The 23,612-nt window shown below is 54.7% G+C and carries 20 protein-coding genes and 1 pseudogene; 9 read left to right on the top strand and 12 right to left on the bottom strand.

Annotated features, from left to right (window positions below; all coding sequences use genetic code 11):
- Positions 1-2: 2 nt before the first annotated feature.
- The 9 genes and pseudogenes from CLV80_RS07160 to CLV80_RS07200 all read right to left on the bottom strand — a co-directional run bounded on the left by CLV80_RS07160 (position 3) and on the right by CLV80_RS07200 (position 9,119).
- On the bottom strand, positions 3-368 hold the full coding sequence (locus CLV80_RS07160) for an Imm10 family immunity protein (protein WP_165793343.1): 366 nt from the start codon (positions 366-368) through the stop codon (positions 3-5).
- Positions 365-1,204 (bottom strand): annotated as a pseudogene (locus tag CLV80_RS07165) (formate dehydrogenase); the annotation flags it as partial. The pseudogene CLV80_RS07165 and the gene CLV80_RS07160, both read right to left, overlap by 4 nt.
- A 58-nt stretch (positions 1,205-1,262) precedes the next feature.
- Positions 1,263-1,523, bottom strand: coding sequence for a hypothetical protein (locus CLV80_RS07170; protein ID WP_106356388.1), 261 nt, complete (start codon positions 1,521-1,523; stop codon positions 1,263-1,265).
- Positions 1,524-2,585 carry an acetate/propionate family kinase gene (locus CLV80_RS07175; protein WP_106356390.1) on the bottom strand — a complete coding sequence of 354 codons (1,062 nt, stop codon included), beginning with the start codon at positions 2,583-2,585 and terminating at the stop codon, positions 1,524-1,526.
- Positions 2,582-3,517, bottom strand: a complete 936-nt coding sequence (locus CLV80_RS07180) for a phosphate acyltransferase (protein ID WP_106356392.1) — start codon at positions 3,515-3,517, stop codon at positions 2,582-2,584. The genes CLV80_RS07175 and CLV80_RS07180 overlap by 4 nt, the downstream gene beginning before the upstream one ends.
- 13 nt (positions 3,518-3,530) lie before the next feature.
- The gene (locus CLV80_RS07185) at positions 3,531-4,274 is read right to left on the bottom strand and encodes a sulfite exporter TauE/SafE family protein (protein ID WP_106356394.1); all 744 of its coding nucleotides are present in this window, start codon (positions 4,272-4,274) and stop codon (positions 3,531-3,533) included.
- Between the two features lie 3 nt (positions 4,275-4,277).
- Positions 4,278-6,050, bottom strand: a complete 1,773-nt coding sequence (gene xsc / locus CLV80_RS07190; RefSeq protein WP_106356396.1) for a sulfoacetaldehyde acetyltransferase — start codon at positions 6,048-6,050, stop codon at positions 4,278-4,280.
- 141 nt (positions 6,051-6,191) lie between these two features.
- Positions 6,192-7,652, bottom strand: a complete 1,461-nt coding sequence (gene pdxR / locus CLV80_RS07195; protein ID WP_106356398.1) for a MocR-like pyridoxine biosynthesis transcription factor PdxR — start codon at positions 7,650-7,652, stop codon at positions 6,192-6,194.
- An 84-nt stretch (positions 7,653-7,736) separates the two neighbouring features.
- The gene (locus tag CLV80_RS07200; protein ID WP_106356400.1) at positions 7,737-9,119 is read right to left on the bottom strand and encodes an aminotransferase family protein; all 1,383 of its coding nucleotides are present in this window, start codon (positions 9,117-9,119) and stop codon (positions 7,737-7,739) included.
- Positions 9,120-9,598: 479 nt separating this feature from the next.
- On the opposite strand from CLV80_RS07200, the gene CLV80_RS07205 reads away from it, so the two are divergent.
- The 7 genes from CLV80_RS07205 to CLV80_RS07235 all read left to right on the top strand — a co-directional run bounded on the left by CLV80_RS07205 (position 9,599) and on the right by CLV80_RS07235 (position 17,834).
- Positions 9,599-10,606 (top strand): taurine ABC transporter substrate-binding protein, encoded by a 1,008-nt coding sequence (locus CLV80_RS07205; protein ID WP_106356403.1) that lies wholly within the window; start codon positions 9,599-9,601, stop codon positions 10,604-10,606.
- 114 nt (positions 10,607-10,720) lie between these two features.
- The gene (locus CLV80_RS07210; RefSeq protein ID WP_106356405.1) at positions 10,721-11,524 is read left to right on the top strand and encodes a taurine ABC transporter ATP-binding protein; all 804 of its coding nucleotides are present in this window, start codon (positions 10,721-10,723) and stop codon (positions 11,522-11,524) included.
- A gap of 101 nt (positions 11,525-11,625) precedes the next feature.
- Positions 11,626-12,858 (top strand): ABC transporter permease, encoded by a 1,233-nt coding sequence (locus CLV80_RS07215; protein WP_106356938.1) that lies wholly within the window; start codon positions 11,626-11,628, stop codon positions 12,856-12,858.
- 115 nt (positions 12,859-12,973) lie between these two features.
- The gene (gene hisD / locus CLV80_RS07220; RefSeq protein WP_106356407.1) at positions 12,974-14,272 is read left to right on the top strand and encodes a histidinol dehydrogenase; all 1,299 of its coding nucleotides are present in this window, start codon (positions 12,974-12,976) and stop codon (positions 14,270-14,272) included.
- A 55-nt stretch (positions 14,273-14,327) separates the two neighbouring features.
- Positions 14,328-16,751 (top strand): heavy metal translocating P-type ATPase, encoded by a 2,424-nt coding sequence (locus tag CLV80_RS07225; RefSeq protein ID WP_106356409.1) that lies wholly within the window; start codon positions 14,328-14,330, stop codon positions 16,749-16,751.
- 1 nt (position 16,752) lies between these two features.
- Entirely contained in the window at positions 16,753-17,139 is a 387-nt protein-coding gene (gene cueR, locus CLV80_RS07230) for a Cu(I)-responsive transcriptional regulator (protein WP_106356411.1), read from the top strand.
- A gap of 74 nt (positions 17,140-17,213) precedes the next feature.
- Positions 17,214-17,834 carry an NYN domain-containing protein gene (locus CLV80_RS07235; RefSeq protein ID WP_106356413.1) on the top strand — a complete coding sequence of 207 codons (621 nt, stop codon included), beginning with the start codon at positions 17,214-17,216 and terminating at the stop codon, positions 17,832-17,834.
- Positions 17,835-17,887: 53 nt separating this feature from the next.
- Here the strand turns inward: CLV80_RS07235 and CLV80_RS07240 are convergent, their stop codons facing one another.
- From CLV80_RS07240 to uvrB, 3 genes are all read right to left on the bottom strand, one after another.
- Positions 17,888-18,355 carry a HugZ family pyridoxamine 5'-phosphate oxidase gene (locus CLV80_RS07240; protein ID WP_106356415.1) on the bottom strand — a complete coding sequence of 156 codons (468 nt, stop codon included), beginning with the start codon at positions 18,353-18,355 and terminating at the stop codon, positions 17,888-17,890.
- Positions 18,356-18,574: 219 nt separating this feature from the next.
- Positions 18,575-18,796, bottom strand: a complete 222-nt coding sequence (locus CLV80_RS18565; protein WP_207766537.1) for a hypothetical protein — start codon at positions 18,794-18,796, stop codon at positions 18,575-18,577.
- A gap of 518 nt (positions 18,797-19,314) precedes the next feature.
- Positions 19,315-21,525, bottom strand: a complete 2,211-nt coding sequence (uvrB, locus tag CLV80_RS07250) for an excinuclease ABC subunit UvrB (protein ID WP_106356419.1) — start codon at positions 21,523-21,525, stop codon at positions 19,315-19,317.
- Positions 21,526-21,658: 133 nt separating this feature from the next.
- Between uvrB and CLV80_RS07255 the strand changes: the two genes are divergently transcribed.
- Together CLV80_RS07255 and CLV80_RS07260 are read left to right on the top strand one after the other, a co-directional pair.
- Complete coding sequence (locus CLV80_RS07255) at positions 21,659-21,970, top strand: ETC complex I subunit (RefSeq protein WP_106356421.1); 312 nt, start codon at positions 21,659-21,661, stop codon at positions 21,968-21,970.
- Positions 21,971-22,286: 316 nt separating this feature from the next.
- A complete protein-coding gene (locus CLV80_RS07260; RefSeq protein WP_243394472.1) occupies positions 22,287-23,555 on the top strand; it encodes an extracellular solute-binding protein in 1,269 nt (422 codons plus the stop codon).
- The last annotated feature ends 57 nt before the right edge of the window (positions 23,556-23,612 follow it).

The following is a 23,612-nucleotide window of genomic DNA, read 5'->3' on the forward strand; positions in this document are numbered from 1 at the left end:
CTTCATTCCCTAACTGGTACGCCTGCAGCGCGGCAAATTTGCCGTAACCCGTCCAGAGCCACTGCTCGCCCTGATACTTGCGGCGGTATATCGATCCGTAATAGGTTCTGTTCGTCGGTACCGGCGATATTGGCCACGGCTAATGTGGCGCCCTTTGGGTCAAGACTGACAGACATGAGGCAATCGTAACTGCCATTGGACTGCTCATTCACTTCTATGTACAGCCCATTCAGCCCCAGCGCATGGTCCTGCGCGTCAGCCTCGTCGGAACGCGAAAGGATGACATAGTGAGTTTGGCCATTATCATTGGCGAAACTGACATAGCTCGCCCCACATTCTGCGTAAGTTGACACCACGTTCGCAATCATGCCCCGACCTTCCATTCTAAAGAGGTCGGTCCTTTGCCTACGGGCGATTTTATCTCGGGCAATTCTGGCTGCACTTCTGTTGGTGGGGTGGTTTTGGCAATTTTCACACGCAGATCAAACCACGCGGCTTGGCCGGTGATCGGGTCAGAGTTCGCCCAGCGCAACCCGTCGCCTTTGGGCGGCAATAGTTCGTGGATCAGGTGATTAAGCAGGAACCCTTTGGTTGCTTCAGGTGCGTCTTTGTCTAAGCCCCAAGTGCCCTTGCGTTTGCCGATGGCGTTCCATGTCCAGATCGTATTCTCGTTCAGGCTGGCCTGATGGGCAACGGGTACGGTGATTGTGCCGTGTGCAGACGTCACCTTGGCCCAGTCACCGTCCTTGAAATTCTTTTCGTTCCAAATTTTAGTCGGCAGGTACAGCGGGTTCACCCCATGGATTTGCCTGAGCCAAGCATTCTGCGAACCCCATGAATGATACATCGCCATCGGGCGTTGTGTTAATGCATGGATGGGGTATTCATTTTGGTCGATGTGATCATCTTCGATCGGGGCATACCAGATAGGCAGCGGGTCCATTGTTCGTTGGATTTGTTTGCGCAGGTGGTCTGGGGGCTGGCGTAATCCGTTGCCTTCAGCGGCGGCTTGGAATTTGCGCATTGGTTCGACGTAAAGCTGAAAGATATAAGGCTGGACCACATCGTAGCAGCCTATTTTCACCGCCCATTCCTGATAGGCCATGTTGAAGGGTTTGTAATAGGCGGCCTCTTCGGGAACATGTGAAACCCAAAAACCACCGTTGTCGATGTAGTTCTGTAGCAGGTCGTTTTGCGCACCTCGTCTGATACAAAGGGGGACGTGTCGACGCTGGGCTGGTCTAGTGACATGTGTCTTCCTTTCACGCGATTTGGGTTCGGATTAAGCCGATAAGAGCGAGGCCGACCAATAAGATAAGGCAAAACGGCCGATAGTAAGGGACAAGCCTTTCAGTGACTAAACGCTGCCGGATCAGGAAACCCATGGTCGTTGGGGCCGCAAATAATAGGCCACATGCAAACCCCGAAAACCCGCGCACGACCCCGGCAAGAAGAACGATAACCCCAAGGATTATGAACGCTTGGCTGGTAAGGTTCGTTACGCTGAGCAGGGTATCAATCATTCAGGGCCTATTCATTAGGGCAAGCGCATCACGAGCGATCTGTTTTTCCTCGTCTGCGGCGATCACATGGATAGGTGGCGCGCCAAAGCATGTGAGATGCGCCATGATTTTATCACGAATGGGGGCCGCGTTTTCACCTATACCACCCGTAAAGGCTACGGCGTCGACACCGCCCATCGCGACAATCGCTGACCCGGCTTGCCGTGCGGCCCAATAGCAAAAGTGATCAACCGCAAAGCGCGCGTCATCATCGTCGCGTTCTAGCAGGTTTTTCATATTGTTGTCGCCAGCCAGACCTTTCAGCCCACTTTGTTTGTTTAACAGCCTATCTGCGCCTGCCAGCCCCAGTTCATCCGCGATCCGCAAAACGGCGGCCCCGTCGATTTCACCGCAGCGGGTGCCCATCACCAGCCCTGACATGGGCGAATAACCCATCGAGCTTGCGACGGATTTCCCATCTTTGATCGCGCAAAGGCTGGCCCCATTGCCAAGATGCAGCGCCAATAGACGGGGAGGAAGGTCATCCCCAAACTCTGAAACCATGTTGGCATAGGACGATCCGTGAAATCCATAGCGTTGAATGCCCGCGGCGTATTGCGCATCAGGAATGGCATAGCGCGTGGCGACATCGGGGTTCGTCGCGTGAAATGCAGTATCAAAGCTCACAAACTGTGGCAGGTCTGGGTGGGTCTTGGCCAAAGCCTCGATCCCGAGCAGGTTCACCGGGTTGTGCAGTGGGGCGAGCGGAATGCAGGCACGGATCGCATCGATGACCTGCGGTGTCACGCGTGCGGGTTCTGTAAAATATGTGCCACCATGTACAACACGGTGCCCCACGGCGGTAATATCTGTTGTTTTATGACCCGCGTCGTCAAGCGCCGTCATCATTTGCGCAAGTGCACTGGCGTGATCTGGGGCGTCGACGTTGGATTTGTTCTCGCCCAGATTCAATGTGCTATTCGTGCCAATCTCGCTCACGATTCCATCGGCGATTTGCGTAAGGTCGGCCTGAAACAGGCTGACCTTTAACGATGATGATCCGGCGTTGACGACTAGGATCATGATGCCGCCGCCACGATTGCACCTAAGGCGGCCGAACAGATGCGTGCGGGTGCCTGTTGACTGCGCGAGGTAAGAAGGACCGGAACCTTTAGCCCCATAACTAGCCCGCCGGCGCAGCACCCCATGCCAAGCACCATAAGTTTGAACAGCGCGTTCCCGGACGTGATATTTGGCGTCAGCATAATGTCAGCGTCGCCCGCCACGTCAGAGGCATAGTTCTTTGCCTTGGCTGCAGCCGCGCTGAATATCAGGTCGAGCGCCATTGGCCCTTGGACCGTTGCGTTCGGCAATGCATCTTTGGCCCATTCTGCGATTTCTGCGGCTTCCATCGTGTTTGGGATCGACGGGATTGGATCCTCGGTGGGGGCAAGAATGCCCGCTTTGACCTGTGTATCGCCTAATATTTCGGCCAACCGTACAGCGTGGCTAAGGCAGGCTTTACGTGTGTCTACGTCGGGATCCACGTTTAGCGCGGCATCGGTCAAGAATAGTGGCCGTTCCGATCCGGGGCGCGTGATGTGAAAAATATGACCGCAACGCGTCCCTTTTTCACGCAGGCCTGCCGCCGAAGGCAGCAACCCTTTCAGAAACGTAGACGTATGAATTTGGCCCTTCATGATGCTATCGACCTCGCCAGCGCGGGCAAGCTCTGCCGCTCGCGAGGCGGCAGCAGCATGGGGTGCGTGCTCAATCCGATAGGGGCTGATGTCCCAACCGATTTGTTTCGCAGTATCGTTGATCTTGTCAGCGTCCCCAATCAGTACAGGGTCGGCAAGGCCCAGATCAGCGGCTTCGCGGATACCTTGCAGTGGGTTCACTGAACCCGCGTTGACCAAGGCAACTTTTGGCGCTGGAAGGCTTTGTGCTTTGGCGAGCAGCCCTGCTGGGCAGGGCGCTGTTTCGGTGGCAAGAAACGGGAAGGGGAGGGTCATTCGGCTATGCCTTTCATGTCATCATCGGCCTAAGTAGGCCAAGCGCTGACAAGATCAGCAAGAGAAAAACGGCAAACCGACGAAAGGTAAGCGGGGAAGCGGCCAAAAACTGGCGACCGCCCAACCAGACGCCTAATCCCAGAATAGGAAAGGCCAAAGCCGCAGCCCGCACAGTATCCCCACTGACAAGGCCACCATGCCACATCAGCGGTAGTGTCATCATATCGAGCCCCGTCAGGAACACGATCATCGTCGCTCGAAACTGCGGGGCTTGCATGGGCTGCGCCGATAGGAATGCCGCGACAGGTAGTCCGCCAACACCCGCGCTATTGCAAACGCCAGAGATTACGCCAACGCCAGCATGCCCAATGGGGCCGATGATGCGTTGAAGCGTCCATCCAGAAAGCAAAACCAGCGATAGCGTAAGGATAATCGCCGAGATCACCATCCGCACCGTTTCGTCCCCGACCGAAAGAACGATGCTAACCGCAAAGGGAAGCGCAACAGCCGCCCCAACAAGCAGAGGTATGACCCGGCGCCAGTCGATCTGGCCACGAATGCCACGCGCTTGGAACCCGGTCATCATCATTTCGCAAGCAAAGACGACGGGGATCAACGGCAGCGGGTTGGTCAGCAGTGCCGCAAAAGCGATGAAAATTGCCGAAAACCCAAACCCAGAATAGCCTCGCACAAACGCTGCCCCAAGCAATGCAATTGCAAGGGCCGCGGTTGTGCCAAGGCTTAAGTCAAATGGCAAAGCTTACTCGGCAGCCATGTCATCAGAAGATACGCCCGCGACGCGCACAGGTTTCTTCATTGCGTCACGACGGAATGGTTCACCGAGTTCTTGGTTCAAGATAACTTCGATCAGGGTGGTTTCGTTGTTTTCCATCTGATCCTTGATCGCTTGGTTTAGAACAGCGGTCAGTTCGTCCATTGTTTTCGCCTGAACGCCCTTCAAACCACAGGCCTGCGCGATACCAGCATAGCTGACCTTCATGTCCAGTTCGGTACCAACAAAGTTATCGTCGAACCAAAGGGTCGAATTCCGCTTTTCGGCGCCCCACTGGTAGTTGCGGAAAACGATCTGCGTGATGGCGGGCCATTCGTCACGGCCGATCGCGGTCAGTTCATTCACCGAAATACCAAACGCACCGTCACCGGCGAACCCAATCACAGGAACATCCGGCTGGCCAATCTTTGCGCCTACGATGGACGGCAGGCCATAACCACATGGGCCGAATAGGCCGGGGGCCAGATATTTGCGACCTGTTGGGAAGGATGGATAGGCATTGCCGATGGCACAGTTGTTGCCGATGTCAGAGCTGATGATCGCGTTCTCTGGCATCGCGGATTGGATCGCGCGCCACGCCATGCGCGGGCTCATCCAATCGGGGCGGGCCGCACGGGCGCGTTCGTTCCAAGTGGTGCCCGGATCGTCTTCTTCGTGGTCAAGGCTGGTCAGTTCTTGTGCCCACGCGGATTTCAGGTTTCCAATCAGCGCTTTGCGTTCATCGCGGCCTGGATCGCCTGCGTCATCTGATAGTTGCTCCAGAATACCAGTTGCTGCTTTGGCTGCATCAGCGACAATACCGACACTGACCTTTTTGGTCAGACCAATCCGGTCGGGGTTAATATCCACCTGAATAACTTTGGCGTTTTCAGGCCAATAGTCGATGCCATAGCCCGGCAGGGTCGAGAATGGGTTCAAGCGTGTGCCCAGTGCCAGCACAACATCTGCCTTGCTGATCAGCTCCATCCCTGCTTTTGATCCGTTATATCCCAATGGGCCTGCGAACAACGGGTGGGTGCCGGGAAATGCGTCGTTGTGCTGGTAGCCAACGCAAACAGGGGCATCTAGACGTTCGGCCAATGCCTTGGACGCTGCAATGCCACCTTCGGCCAGAACCACACCGGCGCCGTTTAGGATCACTGGGAACTTAGCGTTTGATAGTAGCTCGGCAGCCTTGGTAATCGCGGTCTCGCCGCCTGCAGGGCGTTCGAAATCAACGATCATCGGTAGTTCGATGTCGATGACTTGTGTCCAGAAATCACGCGGAACATTGATTTGCGCGGGCGCACTGGCACGTTTGGCTTTCATGATAACGCGGTTCAGCACTTCGGCGACGCGGGATGGGTCGCGCACCTCTTCTTGATAGGCGACCATGTCTTCGAACAGTTTCATCTGCTCGACCTCTTGGAAACCACCCTGACCGATTGTCTTGTTCGCGGCTTGTGGCGTGACCAACAGCAGTGGTGTGTGGTTCCAATATGCTGTCTTCACGGCCGTCACAAAGTTAGTGATCCCCGGCCCGTTTTGCGCGATCATCATCGACATTTCACCAGTGGCACGGGTGTAACCGTCTGCCATCATGCCTGCGGACCCTTCGTGCGCACAGTCCCAGAAACTGATTCCTGCCTTCGGAAAGATATCCGAGATCGGCATCATCGCGGATCCGATGATCCCGAAAGCATGCTTAATCCCGTGCATTTGCAGGGTTTTGACGAATGCTTCTTCGGTGGTCATTTTCATGAGGAAAGGTCCTTTGGGTTTGATCAGTCACAGCGCGCGCGGTGCCCGATATACATTGGGGTCACATTAGAAACTGGGTGGGGCTTCCAATAGGGCCAGTTGTGTTGAGTTCTTATGGCCAATTAAGGCCGGTTGTCTGACTTAACGCTCTGCGAGCGCTCGTGCAATTAATCGCACGCCCGGCGCAATTTTCGATGACGGGATCGAAGAATAGGCAAGGCGAAAATATTCGGTCGGTGGTGTTTCCGACGCAAAGAACGGCGCGCCGGGTTCCATTAATACGCGATCCTCGCGCAGCTGGGCAGATAGTTGCGCTGTGTCTGTGCCATCTGGTGCACGTAACCATACCGCTGATCCGCCGTAGGTTCCGTGCCCAGCAACGTTTAGGCCATATTCCTTTAGAGCTGCATCCATGACCTGACGCCGCGCATGGTAGGCCTTGCTCATGCGTCGGATCAGCGCGTCATAATGCCCAAGCGACAGGTAATAGCTAACTGTGCGCTGAATGTGCCCCGGTGGGTGGCGCAATATAGTCGCCCGCAGCGCGCGCGCCTCGCGGATGAATGGGGCAGGTCCGACAAGGTATCCCAGCCGTAGTCCCGGAAATAACGACTTTGAGAATGATCCGACGTAGATCACCCGCCCGTTCTGATCGAGCGATTTGAGCGACGGAGAGGGCGGCTTTAGAAATGACATCTCGAATTCATAGTCATCTTCAACGATCAGAAAATCGTCTTCTTCGGCCTTACGCAGCAGGGCTTTGCGACGGTCCACGGACATTGTCGATGTTGTTGGGCATTGGTGACTAGGGGTCGCAAACACGACATCTGTATCATCAGGAAGCGCATCTGGCGGAAGCCCATCCCCATCCACCGGCACGGGCGTGTATTGGCAGCGCGATTGGTCCAGAATATTGCGAAGTGCTGGATAGCAGGGGTCTTCGATTGCGGCCATCCGTCGGCTATTCAGCAGTACCTGCGCCGAAAGCCAGAGCGCGTTTTGTGCGCCCATCGTGACAAGAATTTCGTCTTCGTCCGCTAGAATCCCACGTCGAGGTAACGTTTGGCGCGCGATGAACTCAATCAACTGTGGATCGTCGCCATCGTAATAATCAGCGGTCATCGCACTGAAATCACGCATCCCAAGCGCCCGCAGCGCGCATAGTCGCCAGTTGGCAGTATCAAATAAGGTTTTGTCGGCTTGGCCGTAGATGAAAGGATATTTATAACTGGCCCAATCTGCGGGCTTGTCCATATTCAGCCCCGGCGCAAACCGTTGCCCGATCGCACGGCTCCAATCGACAGTGCCGACTTGGGCGCGTTTTGCGGGAAAAGCTGGCGGTTCAGGCGCGTTTTCGGATACGAAAAAACCAGATCGTCCGCGCGATGTTAGATAGTCATCGGCGACCAATTCAGTATAGGCAAGCGTGACTGTAATCCGGCTAACCCCTAGATGGGCAGCCATTTTCCGCGACGAAGGAAGCCGTTCGCCTGCCCGAAACCGTCCGGCAAGGATGCCTTGCGCGACCATCTGTTGCACGCGCGCCTGCAACGTGCCTACGGCAGATGGGTCAAGAAAGAAAGTATCGACAGCGATTGACATAAATTGGCCCTAAGTTGTCTCAATTTTGGACTTAACAAAGGGCCAAGGCAAGCGCCAATGCGGCACCTGCAAAGTTCTGCGGTGTTAGCCAAGCACGCGTTTGATCGCGTTCCCGACCGCCTCTGTGACTTGGTTCATATCGTCTTTTGTTGCGACCAAAGATGGGGCAAACAAAATTGTGTTGTTATAGCCAGGTACAGATCTGTTTGTGCCACCGACAATCACGCCTTGGTTCATGCAATCCGCAACGATAGCCGCGATGTATTTTTCATCAACGGGTTCTTTGGTGTCACGGTCTGTGACCAGTTCCGCACCTGCGAACAGTCCCATGCCGCGAATGTCGCCGATCCATTTGTGTTCATCCATCAGGCCCGCAAGGTTACCCATCAGATGTTCGCCCATAGCGGTTGAGTTCGTAAGTAAGTCTTCTTCGACAAGAATATTCATGTTTTCGATCGCAGCAGCAGGGCCACCTGTACAGCCGCCAAAAGTCGAAATATCACGGAAGTAGCTCAGTTTATCAGTGTCGTCTTTGAACTGCTCAAAGACAGCATTCGTTGTGACACAGCATGAAATTGCGGCATATCCAGACGCAACGCCTTTGGCCATCGTGACAATATCTGGCTTGATCCCAAATTGCTGATAACCGAACCAAGTCCCGGTACGCCCCATGCCGCAGACGACTTCATCGATGTGCAAAAGGATATCGTATTTTTCGCAAATCTCTTGCACGCGCTCCCAGTATCCTTTGGGTGGAACAATAATACCACCGCCCGCTGTAATGGGTTCTAGGCACAGCGCACCAACAGTGTCTGGACCTTCGCGTAGGATCACATCTTCGATCGCTTGGGCGGCGGCATGGCCGTATGCTTCGCCTGTCAGGCCGTTTTCAGCGCGGTATTCAAGGCAATGCGGTACGCGCACGAATCCGGGCGCAAATGGGCCGTACTGTGCATTGCGTTCGTCCTGTCCGCCCGCAGACAGCGCACCTAGCGTTGTGCCGTGATAGTCGCGGTCGCGGTACAGAATTTTGTATTTCTTGCCGCCATGATGCTTGTGGCTGATCTGGCGAACCATTTTAAAGGCTTTCTCGTTCGCTTCGGAACCAGAGTTAGCATAGTAAACACGATCAAGACCGGGCATCTTGTCGACCAGCATCTCTGCAAATTGTGCACCTGGGATGGTTCCGGCAGTTCCGCCGAAGAAACACATCTTGGTCACGGCCTCGGCAATCGCGGTACCGATGCGTTCGCGGCCATAGCCGACATTAACGGTCCAAACGCCACCGGACACGGCATCTAGATGTTCTTTGCCTTTGATATCCCAAACGCGTAGGCCTTTGCCTTCGACCATGATGCGCGGGTCAGCGGTTTCATAAGTCTTATGCTGGCTTAGGTGATGCCAGATGTGCGCGCGGTCTGCCTCGATCACATGGCCGGGATCATTAAAGAAATTGGTGGTGTCCATGTCGGAGGCTCCATCTATGTAACGAAAAACGGACAGCGCGAATCTAATTCGCGACTGCCTCTGTCCTTTGCACTTTGCCTATAGAATTTGCAATGTCAGTAGGGCCAGTTTCCGCATATGCATATAGCCAGAAAACGCAAGGTGGCCTTGTTCTTTGGCAAGGTGATTGATTATAGTGCATTGAATAAAATGAATAAAATTTCATATAGGTGTGTTTGGCGATATAGCCCCTTGAAAATAAGGGCTGTTTGTTATGATTGACGCAGCGGGCCGAATTTCTTTGGCTTTGGATAACTTGTCGTATGCCGCACAAGGCGCGGCCCTGCAGGGGCATATGAAAGCCTTGGGGCGAACATGCCGCTGATCTTTCTTGGGGCTATGAACCTAGGGTGAAACATGGTCAGCTAATAATGGTCGAGGCAGGGTAAACCTGCCCAACTCATGGTCTTATTTGCTAAGACCCAACACGGGAGACGAAAATGAAACTCAAAACAGTATTCATGGGTGCCGCCGCTGGCATGGCGATGATGACCGGCGCCACATCTGCAGTCGCAGAAGGACACGGGGAAATTACCGTTGGCTATTTCCTCGAATGGCCGATGCCGTTCCAATACGCTAAGGTGAATGGCACCTATGACGAAGCGCTTGGTATGAAGGTGAATTGGGTCAGCTTTGACGCGGGTACCGCGATGTCGGCAGCGATGGCATCTGGCGACGTCCAGATTTCAGTCAGCCAAGGCGTGCCACCATTCGTGGTTGCCGCATCCGCCGGGCAAGACCTGCAAATTCTGGACGTAGCGGTGTCTTATGCCGAGAACGACAACTGCGTCGTTGCGTCCGGGCTTGAGATCGACAAAGACAGCGCTGACGAACTGGCAGGCAAGAAAGTAGCTGTGCCGCTGGGTACGGCAGCGCACTATGGCTTCCTGCGTCAGATGGAACACTTCGGCGTCGATCTTGCCTCGCTTGATATCGTCGATATGGCGCCGCCGGATGGTGCCGCTGCAATCGCACAGGGTTCAGTTGATATGGCTTGTGGCTGGGGCGGTTCGCTGCGCCGCATGAAGGAATATGGGAACGTCCTGTTGACCGGCGCGGAGAAAGAGGAGCTTGGCATTCTTGTGTTCGATGTCACATCTGCACCCGCAAGTTTTGTCGCTGAGAATCCAGAACTGGTTGCTAAATTCCTTGCCGTCACTGCCGAGGCAAACGCTGCATGGAACGACGGTTCTGGTGTCGAGGCAATGCTGCCCGTGATCGCCAATGACGCCGGTATGGACGAAGACGCGACGGCTGAAACGATGGCGACATTTGTGTTTCCATCGGTCGCCGAACAATTGTCTGACGCTTGGCTAGGTGCCGCCGCACCAGCGTTCATGAAGGGCGTCGCCGATGTGTTCGTTGAATCAGGATCAATTGACAGCGCGCTAGATAGCTATGCTGGCAATGTGAACACTGGGCCACTGGCGACACTGAACGACATGTAAATCCTTTGTTCCCGGCGCGGTCAGTTTACCCGCGCCGGGGCAAGAATTTTCTAGAAAATTCTTATGCATGATGCGACGTGCAAATAATTTTCTAGAAAATTATAGGAGCGGGATATGTCAGGACTTCAGATAGACAAACTCTCAATGCGGTTTGATCTGCCGAATGGGTCATCAGTGCAGGCGTTAAAAGATGTCTCGATTGATCTAAAAGCCGGCGAATTATTGTCGGTGCTTGGCCCATCGGGTTGCGGAAAAACGACCCTGTTGAACATTGTCGCGGGGTTTCTTGCACCGACTGACGGGAAGATCGTCTTAAACGGCAAGAAAGTCACCGGGCCAGGCGCAGAGCGAGGCATGGTCTTTCAACAAGGGGCGCTGTTTGAATGGATGAGCGTACGCGAAAACGTTGGCTTTGGCCCGTCGATGAAGGGCATGGCAAAAGCCGAGAAGGCACAGATCGTTGATCACCTGTTGGATGTGGTTGGGCTACAGGATTTCAAAGAAAAGGCTGTCTACGAATTGTCTGGCGGGATGCAGCAGCGCGTGGCACTTGCCCGTTGTCTGGCTAATGAGCCGGACGTCATTCTGATGGATGAACCGCTTGGCGCGCTTGATGCCTTGACCCGCGAAAAGATGCAGGGCCTTGTTCTGAAACTGTGGAAAGAGACCGGCAAGACGATCATCTTGATCACCCATTCCGTCGAGGAAGCACTGCTACTGGGTGAGCGACTGATCGTGATGGCCCCGCGTCCGGGTCGTATCCACCGTGAATACAACCTGCCTTTCGCTGAAATGGGCGTAAATCAAGACCTCAGAGAGGTCAAAAAGGATCCACGGTTCAATGAAACCCGCGAAGAAATCCTCGCGATGATTTGGGACATGGAAGAAGAAATCATGGGCCGGACGGAGAACGCGTAATGGAGCTGCTTTCAGACTTAGGTTCAGAACTTTGGGCCGTTCTTTCTACCCTGTTCAAAGCGGCACCATACATTATCGGCTATGTCGTTCTGATCTTGGTGATGATGGCAATCTGGAGTGGTATCAAACGGCTTTTGACGCCGAAACATGACTATAGCTCGCTCAAAACAGTGACCTTTGGTGACGAAAGCGCAGTGACATCAAACACAGTCGCTTCTGTTGTGTCAGTGGTGCTGATCTTTGTGCTGTGGGGCGCGTTTACTGGGTCAAAGTTATTGCCGGGCTTCATGCATGCGCCCGGCGCATTTACCGGGAATGGTTCGTTTACCTATACTATCACAACGCCCGACGGGCAGACCGATGATGCGACGGTGTCGGTCATCGTGCACCCTGCAACGATTGAAACCGAAGCACCCGAGGTTAGCCCGGGAGACGGCATCGCCAAAGACGATTCCATTGCAATTGCTAGCTATCGCAGCGCGCTGCTACGGGTTGATCGCAATGATGAAATGGGACGCGACGAAGATACCTTTATTACGGCGGTCAACGGCCAGCCAATTACCCCGGAAGGGTCGGTTAAGGTTGATTTTGGCACTGTCGCGATGTCAGCGAAGGGGACGCTGAACATTATCCCCGCGACAGGTATACAAATGGAGCCCATATGGTTGCCCGCGCCAGAAGCTGTCTGGAAACGCATGACCGAAATCGCGACTGATGGGTTTCGAAACTCAACATTGATGGAACATTTGGGGTATTCTTTGTTTCGTGTCGTCGTTGGTTTCCTACTTGGTGCGATTGTCGGGATCCCCTTGGGCTATGCGATGGGATTGTCGAACTGGTTCCGTGGTTGGTTTGATCCAATTGTCGAATTCATGCGCCCAGTGCCGCCGCTTGCGTTGATCCCGCTCGTGATCATATGGGCGGGCATTGGCGAGGTCGGAAAAATCATCCTGCTGTTCCTAGCTGCGCTGTGGATCATGGCGATTGCTGCCCGTTCCGGCGTGTCAGGGGTTCGGATATCCAAGGTGCATGCGGCCTATTCCCTAGGTGCTTCGAAATGGCAGATCATGCGTTATGTTATCATCCCGAATTCATTGCCTGAAATCTTTACAGGTGCGCGTGTCGCAATGGGCGTATGTTGGGGGACTGTTGTTGCCGCCGAACTGGTCGCCGCCGAAAATGGCGCGGGCATGATGATTATGGTCGCGTCTAAATTTCAAAGCACGGACATTGTTCTAATGGGTATCATCTTGATCGGGATAATTGGCTTTAGCATCGACATGCTGATGCGCTGGATCGAGCGCGTCTTGGTACCATGGAAGGGCAAAGGTTAAGCCTTTCCGAAGAATGCTTTTGATGAAGTAAAACAAGAAAGGCAAAGGGTCGCTAACCCTTTGCCTTTTAAAATTTTTAGCGCCAAATCAAACCTGTGCCACAATAGGTTTTGAAATGGTTGAATACCTTAAACGCGCGGTCCGTACCGCCCAGACGGATCAAAATGATGTGGCACCTGCCGTACAGGCATTGCTTGCTGAAATCGCGCAGAGCGGTGAAGCTGCCGCAATCGCCATGGCGCAGCGGTTTGATCATTGGAAGGGCGAGACAATCGTCTCGCGAACCGCGCTTGATTACGCGATAGACCAGGTTTCAGAGCAAACGAAGGCGGATATTCAATTTGCCCACGCCAATATTTTGCGATTTGCACAGGCGCAGCGCGACACGATCGTGGATACCGAGGTCGAAATTCTACCGGGTTTGTTAGCAGGCCAACGTCAAATCCCTGTCGGTGCCGCTGGGTGTTACGTACCCGGCGGTCGCTACGCGCATATCGCCAGCGCCATGATGACAATCACCACGGCGAAGGCTGCCGGGGTTAAACATATTACCGCGTGTTCTCCGCCATCTGGCCCTGACGGTATTCCGCCCGCGATCCTGTATGCGATGGATTTGTGTGGGGCTGATACCATCTTGAACATGGGCGGCGTACAGGCTGTTGCAGCTATGGCCAAGGGGCTGTTCGGCTTGCCACGCGTGGATATTCTTGTTGGTCCGGGCAATCAATATGTGGCCGAGGCAAAGCGGATTCTGTTCGGCGAAGTCGGCATTGATATGGTCGCGGGGCCAACCGATTCACTCGTGCTCGCTGATGCTGGTGCTGACCCGGCCATTGTTGCCGCTGATCTTGTTGGACAGGCAGAGCATGGACCGAATTCGCCCGTTTGGCTGGTAACTGATGACCGGGCGCTGGCCGACGACGTGATAGCACGTGTTCCGGCCCTGATCGCGACCTTGCCTGATATGAACGCAGCCAATGCCGCCGCCGCATGGAACGATTATGCCGAGGTGATCCTTTGTGCTGACCGTGAAGAGATGGCGCATACGTCTGATACTATCGCGCCTGAGCATCTGACTGTGCAATGCGATGATCTTGACTGGTGGCTTGATCGGCTCACGACCTATGGATCGCTGTTTTTAGGCGAAGAAACGACGGTCGCCTTCGGGGACAAAGCGGCAGGACCGAATCATGTTCTGCCAACATCAGGCGCGGCGCGCTATACGGGTGGCCTATCTGTCGGTAAATTCATGAAAACAGTGACTTGGCAGCGCGCAACGCGTGACGCGACAAGATCAGTCGCCGAAGCAACCGCCCGCATTTCGCGTATCGAAGGCATGGAAGGACATGCCCGCACTGCCGACATTCGGCTAGCAAAGTATTTTCCTGACGAAGTTTTCAATCTAGGTTCTTGACCTTCCCGTGACTGGAACCCCTATGTAAGGGGTCTGATTAATCACGGGGCATGTCATGGGACATACTGCAGAACTTAGATTTGGCGTCGACGGGATGAGCTGCGCAAGCTGCGTTGGCCGCGCCGAAAAGGCGATTTCGGCCGTATCTGGCGTAACGCAAGCGCGCGTCAACTTGGCGAATGCATCGGCAACTGTGGATTTGAACGGTGCCGATGCTGGTCGCGCAATGGTGAGCGCGTTGCGGGCCGCTGGCTATCCAGCTTTGCCAAGCAAGCTTCGGTTTGAAATAATCGGTATGACATGTGCGTCATGTGTGGGCCGGGTCGAGCGTGCTTTGCTGGAAACGCCCGGTGTCATCACGGCGTCGGTCAATTTGGCGAATGGCACCGCGACCGTCACGACATTGACCGATGCTGCGACTTTGCAGCAGGCTGTCAGTAACGCTGGTTACGAGGCCAAGGTCCTTGAGGGTGCATCGCGTACTGACGACCGCCAAGGCAAAGAAGCGACACAGGTTTTTCGCAACTTCCTGATCGCTGCAGCGCTGACGATTCCGGTGTTCGTTCTTGAAATGGGCGGGCATATGTTCCCGGCATTTCATCATTTCATCGCCCGTACAATTGGTACGCAAACGAGTTGGGCTATCCAGTTCATCCTCGCGACTGTTGTTCTAATGGGACCGGGCCGTGTGTTCTTTGCCAAGGGAATTCCAGCGTTACGGCGGCTTTCGCCGGATATGAATTCGCTTGTTGTAATGGGGGCGGGTGCTGCCTGGGTTTATTCGACAGTCGCGCTTTTCGCCCCGGCGCTTTTGCCTGCAACGGCGCGGTCAGTCTATTTTGAAGCGGCGGCCGTGATTGTAACCTTGATCCTGCTTGGCCGTTGGTTAGAGGCACGGGCAAAGGGCCAGACGGGTAATGCGATCAAGCGGCTAATCAATCTGCGCCCCAGTACCGCCCGACTGCTACGCAATGCCGAAGAGGTCGATGTACCCGTCGACGAAATCGTTCGGGATGACACCATCGTGTTGCGCCCCGGCGAACGTGTGGCGACTGACGGTGTTGTGCAAAGCGGTACGTCTTTTGTGGACGAAAGCATGGTCACTGGCGAACCTATTCCGGTGGAGAAATCCAAAGGCGACACTGTCGTTGGGGGCACTGTAAACGGGAATGGCGCGCTTCAAATTCGGGCGACCGCTGTGGGCGCTGAAACCATGCTGTCGCAGATCATCGCGATGGTCGAAGATGCCCAAAGCGCGCGGCTACCAGTACAAGACCTCGTCAACAAAATCACACAGTGGTTCGTTCCGGGGATTATGGCCATTGCTGTGTTGACCGTTATCGTTTGGCTGATCTTTGGCCCTTCGCCTGTCTTGTCTTACGCATTGGTTGCAGGTGTGTCGGTTCTGATTATCGCTTGTCCCTGCGCAATGGGTTTGGCCACACCAACGTCGATTATGGTGGGCACGGGTAGGGCGGCTGACCTTGGCGTTTTGTTCCGCCAAGGTGACGCGCTTCAGGCGTTGCAGGGAGTTGGTGTCGTTGCCTTTGATAAGACAGGGACGCTAACCATGGGCAAGCCTGTGCTCACGGATATTCAGCCAGTAACGGGTGATAAAGCCGAGTTTTTGCAAACCGTTGCCGCGGTCGAATCCCTTTCCGAACACCCCTTGGCCCAAGCAATTGTCGCCGGGGCGTCGCGCCCGCTGCCTGCCGTGACTGACTTTGCGTCCATTCCGGGACATGGCCTGCGAGCGGTGGTTGAAGGCCGGGTTGTCCTGGTCGGTGCTGCCCGTCTGTTAACGCGCGAAGGCATCGATCCGTCACCACTTGAACAAGCCGCCCAAGAGCTTGCTAGCGCTGGCAAGACCCCGATTATGGTCGCGATTGATGGTGCGCCTGCGGGTGTGATTGGAGTCGCGGACACCGTGCGGCCCTCTGCCAAAGCAACAGTTGCGGGGCTGAATGCGCGGGGTATCCGCGTTGTGATGATCACTGGCGACGCAGAGCGGACAGCAAAAGCGATTGGTGCCGAATTGGAGGTCACTGACGTTTTTGCTGAGGTCCTGCCCGAAGGTAAGGGCGACGTGATCCGCCAGTTGCAGGAAAACGGCAGCAAGGTTGCCTTTGTCGGTGACGGCATCAATGACGCGCCTGCGCTGGCGACCGCCGAGGTCGGTATCGCGATTGGTACGGGAACGGATGTGGCCGTCGAAAGTGCGGATGTTGTTCTCATGTCTGGCGATCCGGCTGGGGTACTGAATGGAATCGTCATTAGCCGGGCGACCATGGCCAATATCAAAGAAAACCTCGTTTGGGCGTTTGGTTATAACGTGCTGCTGGTTCCGGTCGCGGCTGGAGTGCTTTACCCCATTTGGGGTGTGCTTTTGTCGCCGGGGTTAGCGGCCGGGGCAATGGCGCTGTCGAGCGTGCTGGTCGTAACAAACGCGCTCCGCTTGCGCTGGGTGAAAGGAGCATAAGATGAATATCTCTGAGGTCGAAACCCGTACCGGGCTGCCTGCAAAGACCATCCGGTATTACGAAGAAATCGGCCTGGTGACACCAGCGCGTAGGCCAAATGGATACCGTGATTTTCAGGACAGTGACGCGCATAAATTGGCGTTCTTAGGCAGGGCGCGGGCGCTTGGTTTTTCGATTGAGGATTGCCGTAACTTATTGGCATTATGGGAAGATCAGGCGCGGGCGAGCGGTGATGTTCGTCGTATTGCGAAACAGCATTTGGTGGAGATTGAGGATAAGATCGCTGGGTTAATTGCGATGCGGGATACGTTGTCGGAATTGGTTAAGGATTGCGCGGGCGATAACCGACCTGACTGCCCGATCTTGAAGGGATTAGAAGGGTCATAAAAACGTCCTGATGTTGCCTTGTGGTTGTGGAAATTCTGCGTGATATCCACCCAGCACAAACATGAGAGCTAGGCATGCGCATACTTCGGGGGCTACTGATTTGCACGTTGATCGCGTTGGTGGTCTGCGCTGTTTTGTTGCCCGAAGGCGGTGAAAAACCGCGTGTGATTGATGCCTTAGGTAAAGCGATTTTTGGGGCCTTTGGCCTGCTTGCGCTTGGCTATGCCCTAAAGCTTCGCCGTTGGCTAAAGCGCGGCAAGCGACCAGCTGAAAAACCGCGTGAACGGGCCGGAAAGCCAATAATTGTTGATGGTTCCAACGTCATGCACTGGGGCGGGGACCCGTCCATATTGGTGCTGAAACGTGTGATGGATGCACTACATAACCGTGGTTATGAACCCATCGTCTATTTCGATGCGAACGTTGGTTATAAGCTGGCTGATCAGCATTTGGGCGCACGGGATATGGCGGTGCAATTGGGGCTGCCCAAAGGCGATGTGACGCTTGCGCCTAGTGGTACACCTGCCGATCCGATCTTGCTAAAACACGCGGCTGACGAAGGGCTGCGCGTTGTGACGAACGACCGCTTTTTAGACTGGAAACAAGAGTTCCCAAAAATTGGTGACAAAGGATTCTTGGTTAAGGGACGCTGGCAAGAAGGCAGTGTTATCCTGCTGGGATTGGGCCGGGGATAGGGGCACCGCCTGTGCACATCGCGTACACACAGCGTATGTACGGCGGCCGCACGTTAGTTTTTGGCCAAATCGGCACTGGTTAGACGGAACGCTTTGCCAAAACCGCCGTTCAGGTGGAAGGCGGTTGGCGTTAGCCGGAACATGATGAAATCTGGGAAATCGTAGTAGAGCTTTGCCTTTGGGATTTGGGCAAGCCATGTGGGTTTATGCGCGGGTTTGTCGACCTGCGCGGCGGTGCATTGCACGGTTAGGCGCGGGTGCGTCAGCGGGTCACCTTTGTCGCCGGGTTCGCCGACGAGAACGGCGCATTGGGGTGCAGCCAATAGTGCGGTGGTGTGGGTCGATAGTCGCGAGACCAAGGTTAGGAAACCATCCCCATCCCAGATCAAACCAACCCGCGTCACATAGGGTGCGCCATCGAGATCAACGACCGCCAAGGCCCCAAACCGCGTGGCGGTCAGGATGTCATTGGTGAGCGCAATGGATTCGGGTGTGGTGGGATTAATGGGGTCTTTGGTCATGATGGGGGTAGCATAGGTTTGGACGCGTGAAAGGGAAGGGGGCTATCTGGTCCCGCGCCAGATATCAGCGACGCGTCCGGCACGAGGGCTGGTGCGGAACGCGCCCGCCCGTGGGGGCGGGTCGGACGCGTGCCCTTTGCAGGGCAAAGGATTGGTCCATTTGGCCGTAACGAATTCAAATCGTTTAACGTTGCGCTCGTTACTCCGTGAATATGTTAGCTATTTTTTAGGCCGTGACATGAGGCTCTTTTCATCGAACTCATCAACAATTTCGACTTCTGCTGTCATGCCTAACAACGTTGCCTCAAATTCGATCCAATGAGCAACTAATGGTTCGATGAAATCCCCGAGGTGCTCTTTTCCTTTCGCATAAACCGGAGCGATATAGCACTCCGGGTGAGAGTTGTTGGCGACATAGCTAACTCCCGGAGTAACCAGCAAGATCGCGTCTACAGCCGGAGTGCTACGATCTAAGGCAAGGCTAGCGAGGACTTGCAGCAGCTCAATTGGACCAAAGAGGAGCTCTTGAAGGTTGGATACGATTAAGATCTTAGAGAACCCAGAACCTAAAAAGCGATCTGTAGATCTTAGTTGAGTGTTAGCTGAGCGTACTACGTTTTTGAGCGAATTTTGAACCTTGCGGTTAACAATTTTAGTGACATTTCGCGGTAATCTAGACCTTCCGCTAAGCCAATCGGATCTAAGCGATTTGGATAATTTACATTTGGAGATCGCGTCGTCGACAATGCGAAGCACAGATTCACGGTCACCATGATTTTTTACGAGGGTCTTGAGTTCAATCAGAACCTTGGAGTCTTGAACTATATAGTCAGCGTTCTTTTGTCCGTTTTGCAGTATCTTCGGGAATGCCTTTTCAACTCTGTCACCACCCAGAACCTTGGAAACGAAGTCATCAAAGTGCTTTTCAAACGCATCTGCAGAATTAGTAAGGTTACGGTCTATTTTCGTTTCCCCCCATACCCGGCCTTGCCTCCGCGTTGCCCCGGTCGTCCTCCGGTGCTGCGCCCGGTTGCTTTTTTCGCGTCGTCGACGGCTTTGTTGACGGCTTGTTGTCGTGCCAGTGGGTCGTCGCTGACCACGAGGTCGACGGTTTCGAGCCGTTTGACTTCGTCGCGTAGGCGGGCGGCTTCTTCGAATTCGAGGTTCTCGGCGGCTTTGCGCATGTCGGCGCGTAGCCCGTCGAGGACGGCCTCTAGGTTGGCACCGTGCAGTGGTTTGTCGACTGTGGCGGTGACCCGGTTCATGTCGACGTCGCCTTTGTAGAGACCCGCGAGGATGTCTTCGACGTTCTTTTTCACGGTGGTCGGCGTGATCCCGTGTTCGACGTTATAGGCCATTTGTTTGGCGCGGCGGCGTTCGGTTTCCTTCATCGCGCGGTCCATGGAGCCGGTGATTTTGTCGGCGTACATGATCACGCGCCCTTCGGCGTTACGCGCGGCGCGGCCGATGGTTTGGACGAGCGAGGTTTCAGAGCGCAGGAAGCCTTCTTTGTCGGCGTCAAGGATCGCGACCAGCCCGCATTCGGGGATATCGAGCCCCTCTCGCAACAGGTTGATCCCGATGAGCACGTCGAACGCGCCAAGCCGGAGGTCGCGCAGGATTTCGATCCGCTCAATCGTGTCGATGTCAGAGTGCATGTAGCGCACCTTGATCCCCTGTTCATGCATGTATTCGGTCAGGTCTTCGGCCATGCGTTTGGTCAGGGTCGTGACCAGCGTACGGTAACCATCGGCCGAGACTTTGCGGACTTCGTCCAGTAGGTCATCCACCTGCATTTCAACGGGCCGGATTTCGATTTCAGGGTCGATCAGCCCGGTGGGTCGAATGATTTGTTCGGTGAACACGCCGCCGGTTTGTTCCAGTTCCCACGCGGCTGGGGTGGCCGATACGAACACAGATTGCGGGCGCATGGCGTCCCATTCTTCGAATTTTAGCGGGCGGTTATCCATGCAAGACGGCAGCCGGAAGCCGTGTTCGGCCAGCACGGATTTGCGTCTAAAGTCACCTTTGTACATGCCGCCGATTTGCGGGACAGACACGTGGGATTCATCGGCAAAGACGATGGCGTTATCGGGGATGAATTCAAACAGCGTGGGCGGTGGTTCGCCGGGTGCGCGCCCTGTTAGATAACGTGAATAGTTTTCGATGCCGTTGCAGACGCCTGTCGCCTCGAGCATCTCAAGGTCGAAATTGGTGCGCTGTTCAAGGCGCTGTGCCTCGAGCAGTTTGCCGTTGGCGACCATCTTATCAAGCTGCGTGCGTAGTTCTTTTTTGATACCGATGATGGCTTGGTTCATTGTCGGTTTGGGCGTGACGTAGTGGCTGTTCGCGTAGACGCGGACCTGATCGAATGTGCCAGTTTTGGATCCGGTGAGCGGGTCGAATTCGGTGATGCTTTCCAGTTCTTCGCCAAAGAACGACAGCTTCCACGCGCGGTCATCAAGGTGGGCTGGCCAGATTTCGAGGCTATCGCCCCGCACCCGGAAGGTGCCGCGCTGGAAGGCGGCGTCGTTGCGCCGGTATTGCTGGGCAATCAGATCAGCGATGATCTGGCGTTGGTCGTACATCTTGCCGACGTGGATGTCTTGGGTCATCGCACCGTAAGTTTCGACCGAGCCGATACCGTAGATGCAGGACACAGAGGCCACGATAATCACGTCGTCCCGTTCAAGCAGCGCACGGGTAGCGGCGTGCCGCATCCGGTCGATCTGCTCGTTGATCTGGGATTCTTTCTCGATATAGGTGTCCGACCGGGCGACGTAAGCTTCGGGTTGGTAGTAGTCGTAATAGGACACGAAGTATTCGACAGCGTTTTCAGGGAAGAACCCTTTGAATTCGCCATATAGCTGGGCGGCCAAGGTTTTGTTCGGCGCAAGGATAATCGCAGGGCGCTGCGTTTCCTCGATCATTTTGGCCATGGTAAAAGTCTTACCAGTACCCGTCGCACCAAGCAGCACTTGGTCGCGTTCACCGGCCAATATCCCCTCTGACAGTTCTTTGATCGCGGTGGGTTGGTCGCCTGCCGGTTCGAATTCCGTATGCAGGACGAATTTCTTCCCACCCTCCAATTTCTCGCGGGTTTTTACATCCGGGGCAGGGTTGGTCAAAAAGGCTTCTGGTTCTGACTTATCGGTCTGGGCGTAGGGCATGCGACGTTCCTTGGGTTAACCTATATGTGATCCCTTTTTGTTCCGCTGCAACCCTTCTTGCTGACATTACGTGTCAGTATGCTTGCGCTGAGCGCCTGTTTTGTCGATAACACGCCTAATTATGGAGTTCATGATGCGCGCACGAATCTACAAACCCGCAAAAACAGCAATGTCGTCAGGCACAGCCAAAACAAACCACTGGGTTTTGGAATATGTCGCAGAAACAGCCCGTGAGGTTGATCCGTTGATGGGCTGGACGTCATCCGTTGATACACAGGCCCAAGTAAAGCTGACGTTCGATACTAAAGAATCCGCTGTCGACTACGCGAACGAGCATGGCATCGAATTCGTTGTTCAAGAGCCAAAACCGCGTAAGCTGAACATCCGTGCGGGCGGTTACGGCGAAAACTTTGCGACGAACCGTCGTGGTGTGTGGACGCATTAATTCTTTTGTGAATCGGAGTAAAAATCCCGCGAAGCGGGTTTTTGGTTGACATGCTAAGCGCGGTTCACGCGCGAGCACTATTGGACCTACGGCCTTTTAGTTGAGCGCTCCTTTCAGCGTGGAACGCAGTCGAGCGTTGAGCTCTACACCTTGCCCCACAGAGTTCGGTGTGTGGATTTACAAATAGTTCATATATGCGTTGCAAAACTGACAATTATTCCGCTTAGCCCGACCCCTGCTGACAAGGGGCCATATGCGCCCTTTGAAATTAGGGAAGCATATTATGAAAACGACATCCGTTATTTTTGCAGGTGCGATGATCGCCGCTTTGGCTGGTCCTGTTTCTGCGCAGACTGAAATCGAATGGTGGCACGCTATGGGCGGGAGCCTTGGTGAAACTGTTAACAAGATCGCGACTGACTTTAACGCCAGCCAGAGCGATTACGTGATCACGCCCGTTTTTAAGGGTAGCTACGAAGAAACGCTGACAGCTGGTATTGCGGCGTTCCGTGCGGGCGAACAGCCCAACGTTCTTCAGGTGTTTGACGCGGGCGCTGCGACAGTGATCGGCGCGAAAGGTGCAACTGTTCCGGTGCAGGATTTGCTGACAGAGAACGGTGTTTCTTTTGATATCGAAGATTACATCTCTGGTGTGCGTTATTTCTATGCGGATAGCGATGGCAAGATGATCGGCATGCCGTTCAACTCATCTTCTCCGATTATGTATTACAATGTTGAGGCATTGGAAGCGGCTGGCGTCACGCCGCCTGTGACTTGGGAAGAATTCCAGGACGTGACTGCACCTGCGCTGGTTGAGGCCGGATACATTCCGTTGTCACAGTCACACATGCCTTGGGTTTTCACCGAGAACTTCTTTTCGCGTCATAACCTGCAGTTTGCCACTGGCAACAACGGGTACGACTCGGCTGATGTTGTGATCAACATGGATGCCCCGGAAATTCGCGACCACTTTGAAGCGTTCAAAAGCTGGATCGACAATGGCTATGCCGGTTTTTACGGCGCGGGTTGGGATGACAATGCGACACCGTTTGAGCAGGGCAAGGTTGCGATCTGGCTTGGTTCGTCGGGGTCATTTGGCGGTTTGCAGCAAACTGCAGAGTTCGACTTCTCCGCGACTTATCTGCCGTATTGGGAAGCCATCACAACAGAACCAAAGCAGACCTTTATCGGTGGTGCGGCCCTGTTCGCGATGTCTGGTCAGCCTGAAGACGAAAACAAAGCAACGGCTGAGTTCTTTCGTTATCTGACGTCGCCTGAGGTGCAGTATATGTGGCATCAGGAAACGGGCTATGTGCCGATTACTGAAGCTGCATATGAAGTCGCTAAGGCGGATGGTCACTATGACCGTTTCCCGGCAGCCGAAGTTGGCATTCAACAGCTTTCATTGCCAGCAGGTGAGTGGACACGCGGGTATCGCATGGGGTTCTATGTGCAGATCCGTGACGTGATGAACCGTGAATACACGCGTTACCTGACAGGCGAGACATTGCTGGATGATGCGTTCACTGCGATCAAAACCGAAGCTGACGAACTGCTGTCACGCTTTGCGCAGACCCAAGGGTAACCTTCCCTTATCCACACTGGCGGTCGCAGAGATGCGGCCGCTCTTTGCATTTATGAA

It is taken from the genome of Yoonia maritima, from assembly GCF_003003285.1.
Lineage (GTDB): Bacteria > Pseudomonadota > Alphaproteobacteria > Rhodobacterales > Rhodobacteraceae > Yoonia > Yoonia maritima.

Coding starts and splice junctions, on each gene's coding strand:
- CLV80_RS07160 (WP_165793343.1), bottom strand. CDS start 368: ATGATTGCGAACGTGGTGTCAACTTACGCAGAATGTGGGGCGAGCTAT.
- CLV80_RS07170 (WP_106356388.1), bottom strand. CDS start 1,523: ATGATTGATACCCTGCTCAGCGTAACGAACCTTACCAGCCAAGCGTTC.
- CLV80_RS07175 (WP_106356390.1), bottom strand. CDS start 2,585: ATGATCCTAGTCGTCAACGCCGGATCATCATCGTTAAAGGTCAGCCTG.
- CLV80_RS07180 (WP_106356392.1), bottom strand. CDS start 3,517: ATGACCCTCCCCTTCCCGTTTCTTGCCACCGAAACAGCGCCCTGCCCA.
- xsc (WP_106356396.1), bottom strand. CDS start 6,050: ATGAAAATGACCACCGAAGAAGCATTCGTCAAAACCCTGCAAATGCAC.
- pdxR (WP_106356398.1), bottom strand. CDS start 7,652: ATGTCAATCGCTGTCGATACTTTCTTTCTTGACCCATCTGCCGTAGGC.
- CLV80_RS07200 (WP_106356400.1), bottom strand. CDS start 9,119: ATGGACACCACCAATTTCTTTAATGATCCCGGCCATGTGATCGAGGCA.
- CLV80_RS07205 (WP_106356403.1), top strand. CDS start 9,599: ATGAAACTCAAAACAGTATTCATGGGTGCCGCCGCTGGCATGGCGATG.
- CLV80_RS07210 (WP_106356405.1), top strand. CDS start 10,721: ATGTCAGGACTTCAGATAGACAAACTCTCAATGCGGTTTGATCTGCCG.
- CLV80_RS07215 (WP_106356938.1), top strand. CDS start 11,626: ATGATGGCAATCTGGAGTGGTATCAAACGGCTTTTGACGCCGAAACAT.
- hisD (WP_106356407.1), top strand. CDS start 12,974: ATGGTTGAATACCTTAAACGCGCGGTCCGTACCGCCCAGACGGATCAA.
- CLV80_RS07225 (WP_106356409.1), top strand. CDS start 14,328: ATGGGACATACTGCAGAACTTAGATTTGGCGTCGACGGGATGAGCTGC.
- cueR (WP_106356411.1), top strand. CDS start 16,753: ATGAATATCTCTGAGGTCGAAACCCGTACCGGGCTGCCTGCAAAGACC.
- CLV80_RS07235 (WP_106356413.1), top strand. CDS start 17,214: ATGCGCATACTTCGGGGGCTACTGATTTGCACGTTGATCGCGTTGGTG.
- CLV80_RS07240 (WP_106356415.1), bottom strand. CDS start 18,355: ATGACCAAAGACCCCATTAATCCCACCACACCCGAATCCATTGCGCTC.
- uvrB (WP_106356419.1), bottom strand. CDS start 21,525: ATGCCCTACGCCCAGACCGATAAGTCAGAACCAGAAGCCTTTTTGACC.
- CLV80_RS07255 (WP_106356421.1), top strand. CDS start 21,659: ATGCGCGCACGAATCTACAAACCCGCAAAAACAGCAATGTCGTCAGGC.
- CLV80_RS07260 (WP_243394472.1), top strand. CDS start 22,287: ATGATCGCCGCTTTGGCTGGTCCTGTTTCTGCGCAGACTGAAATCGAA.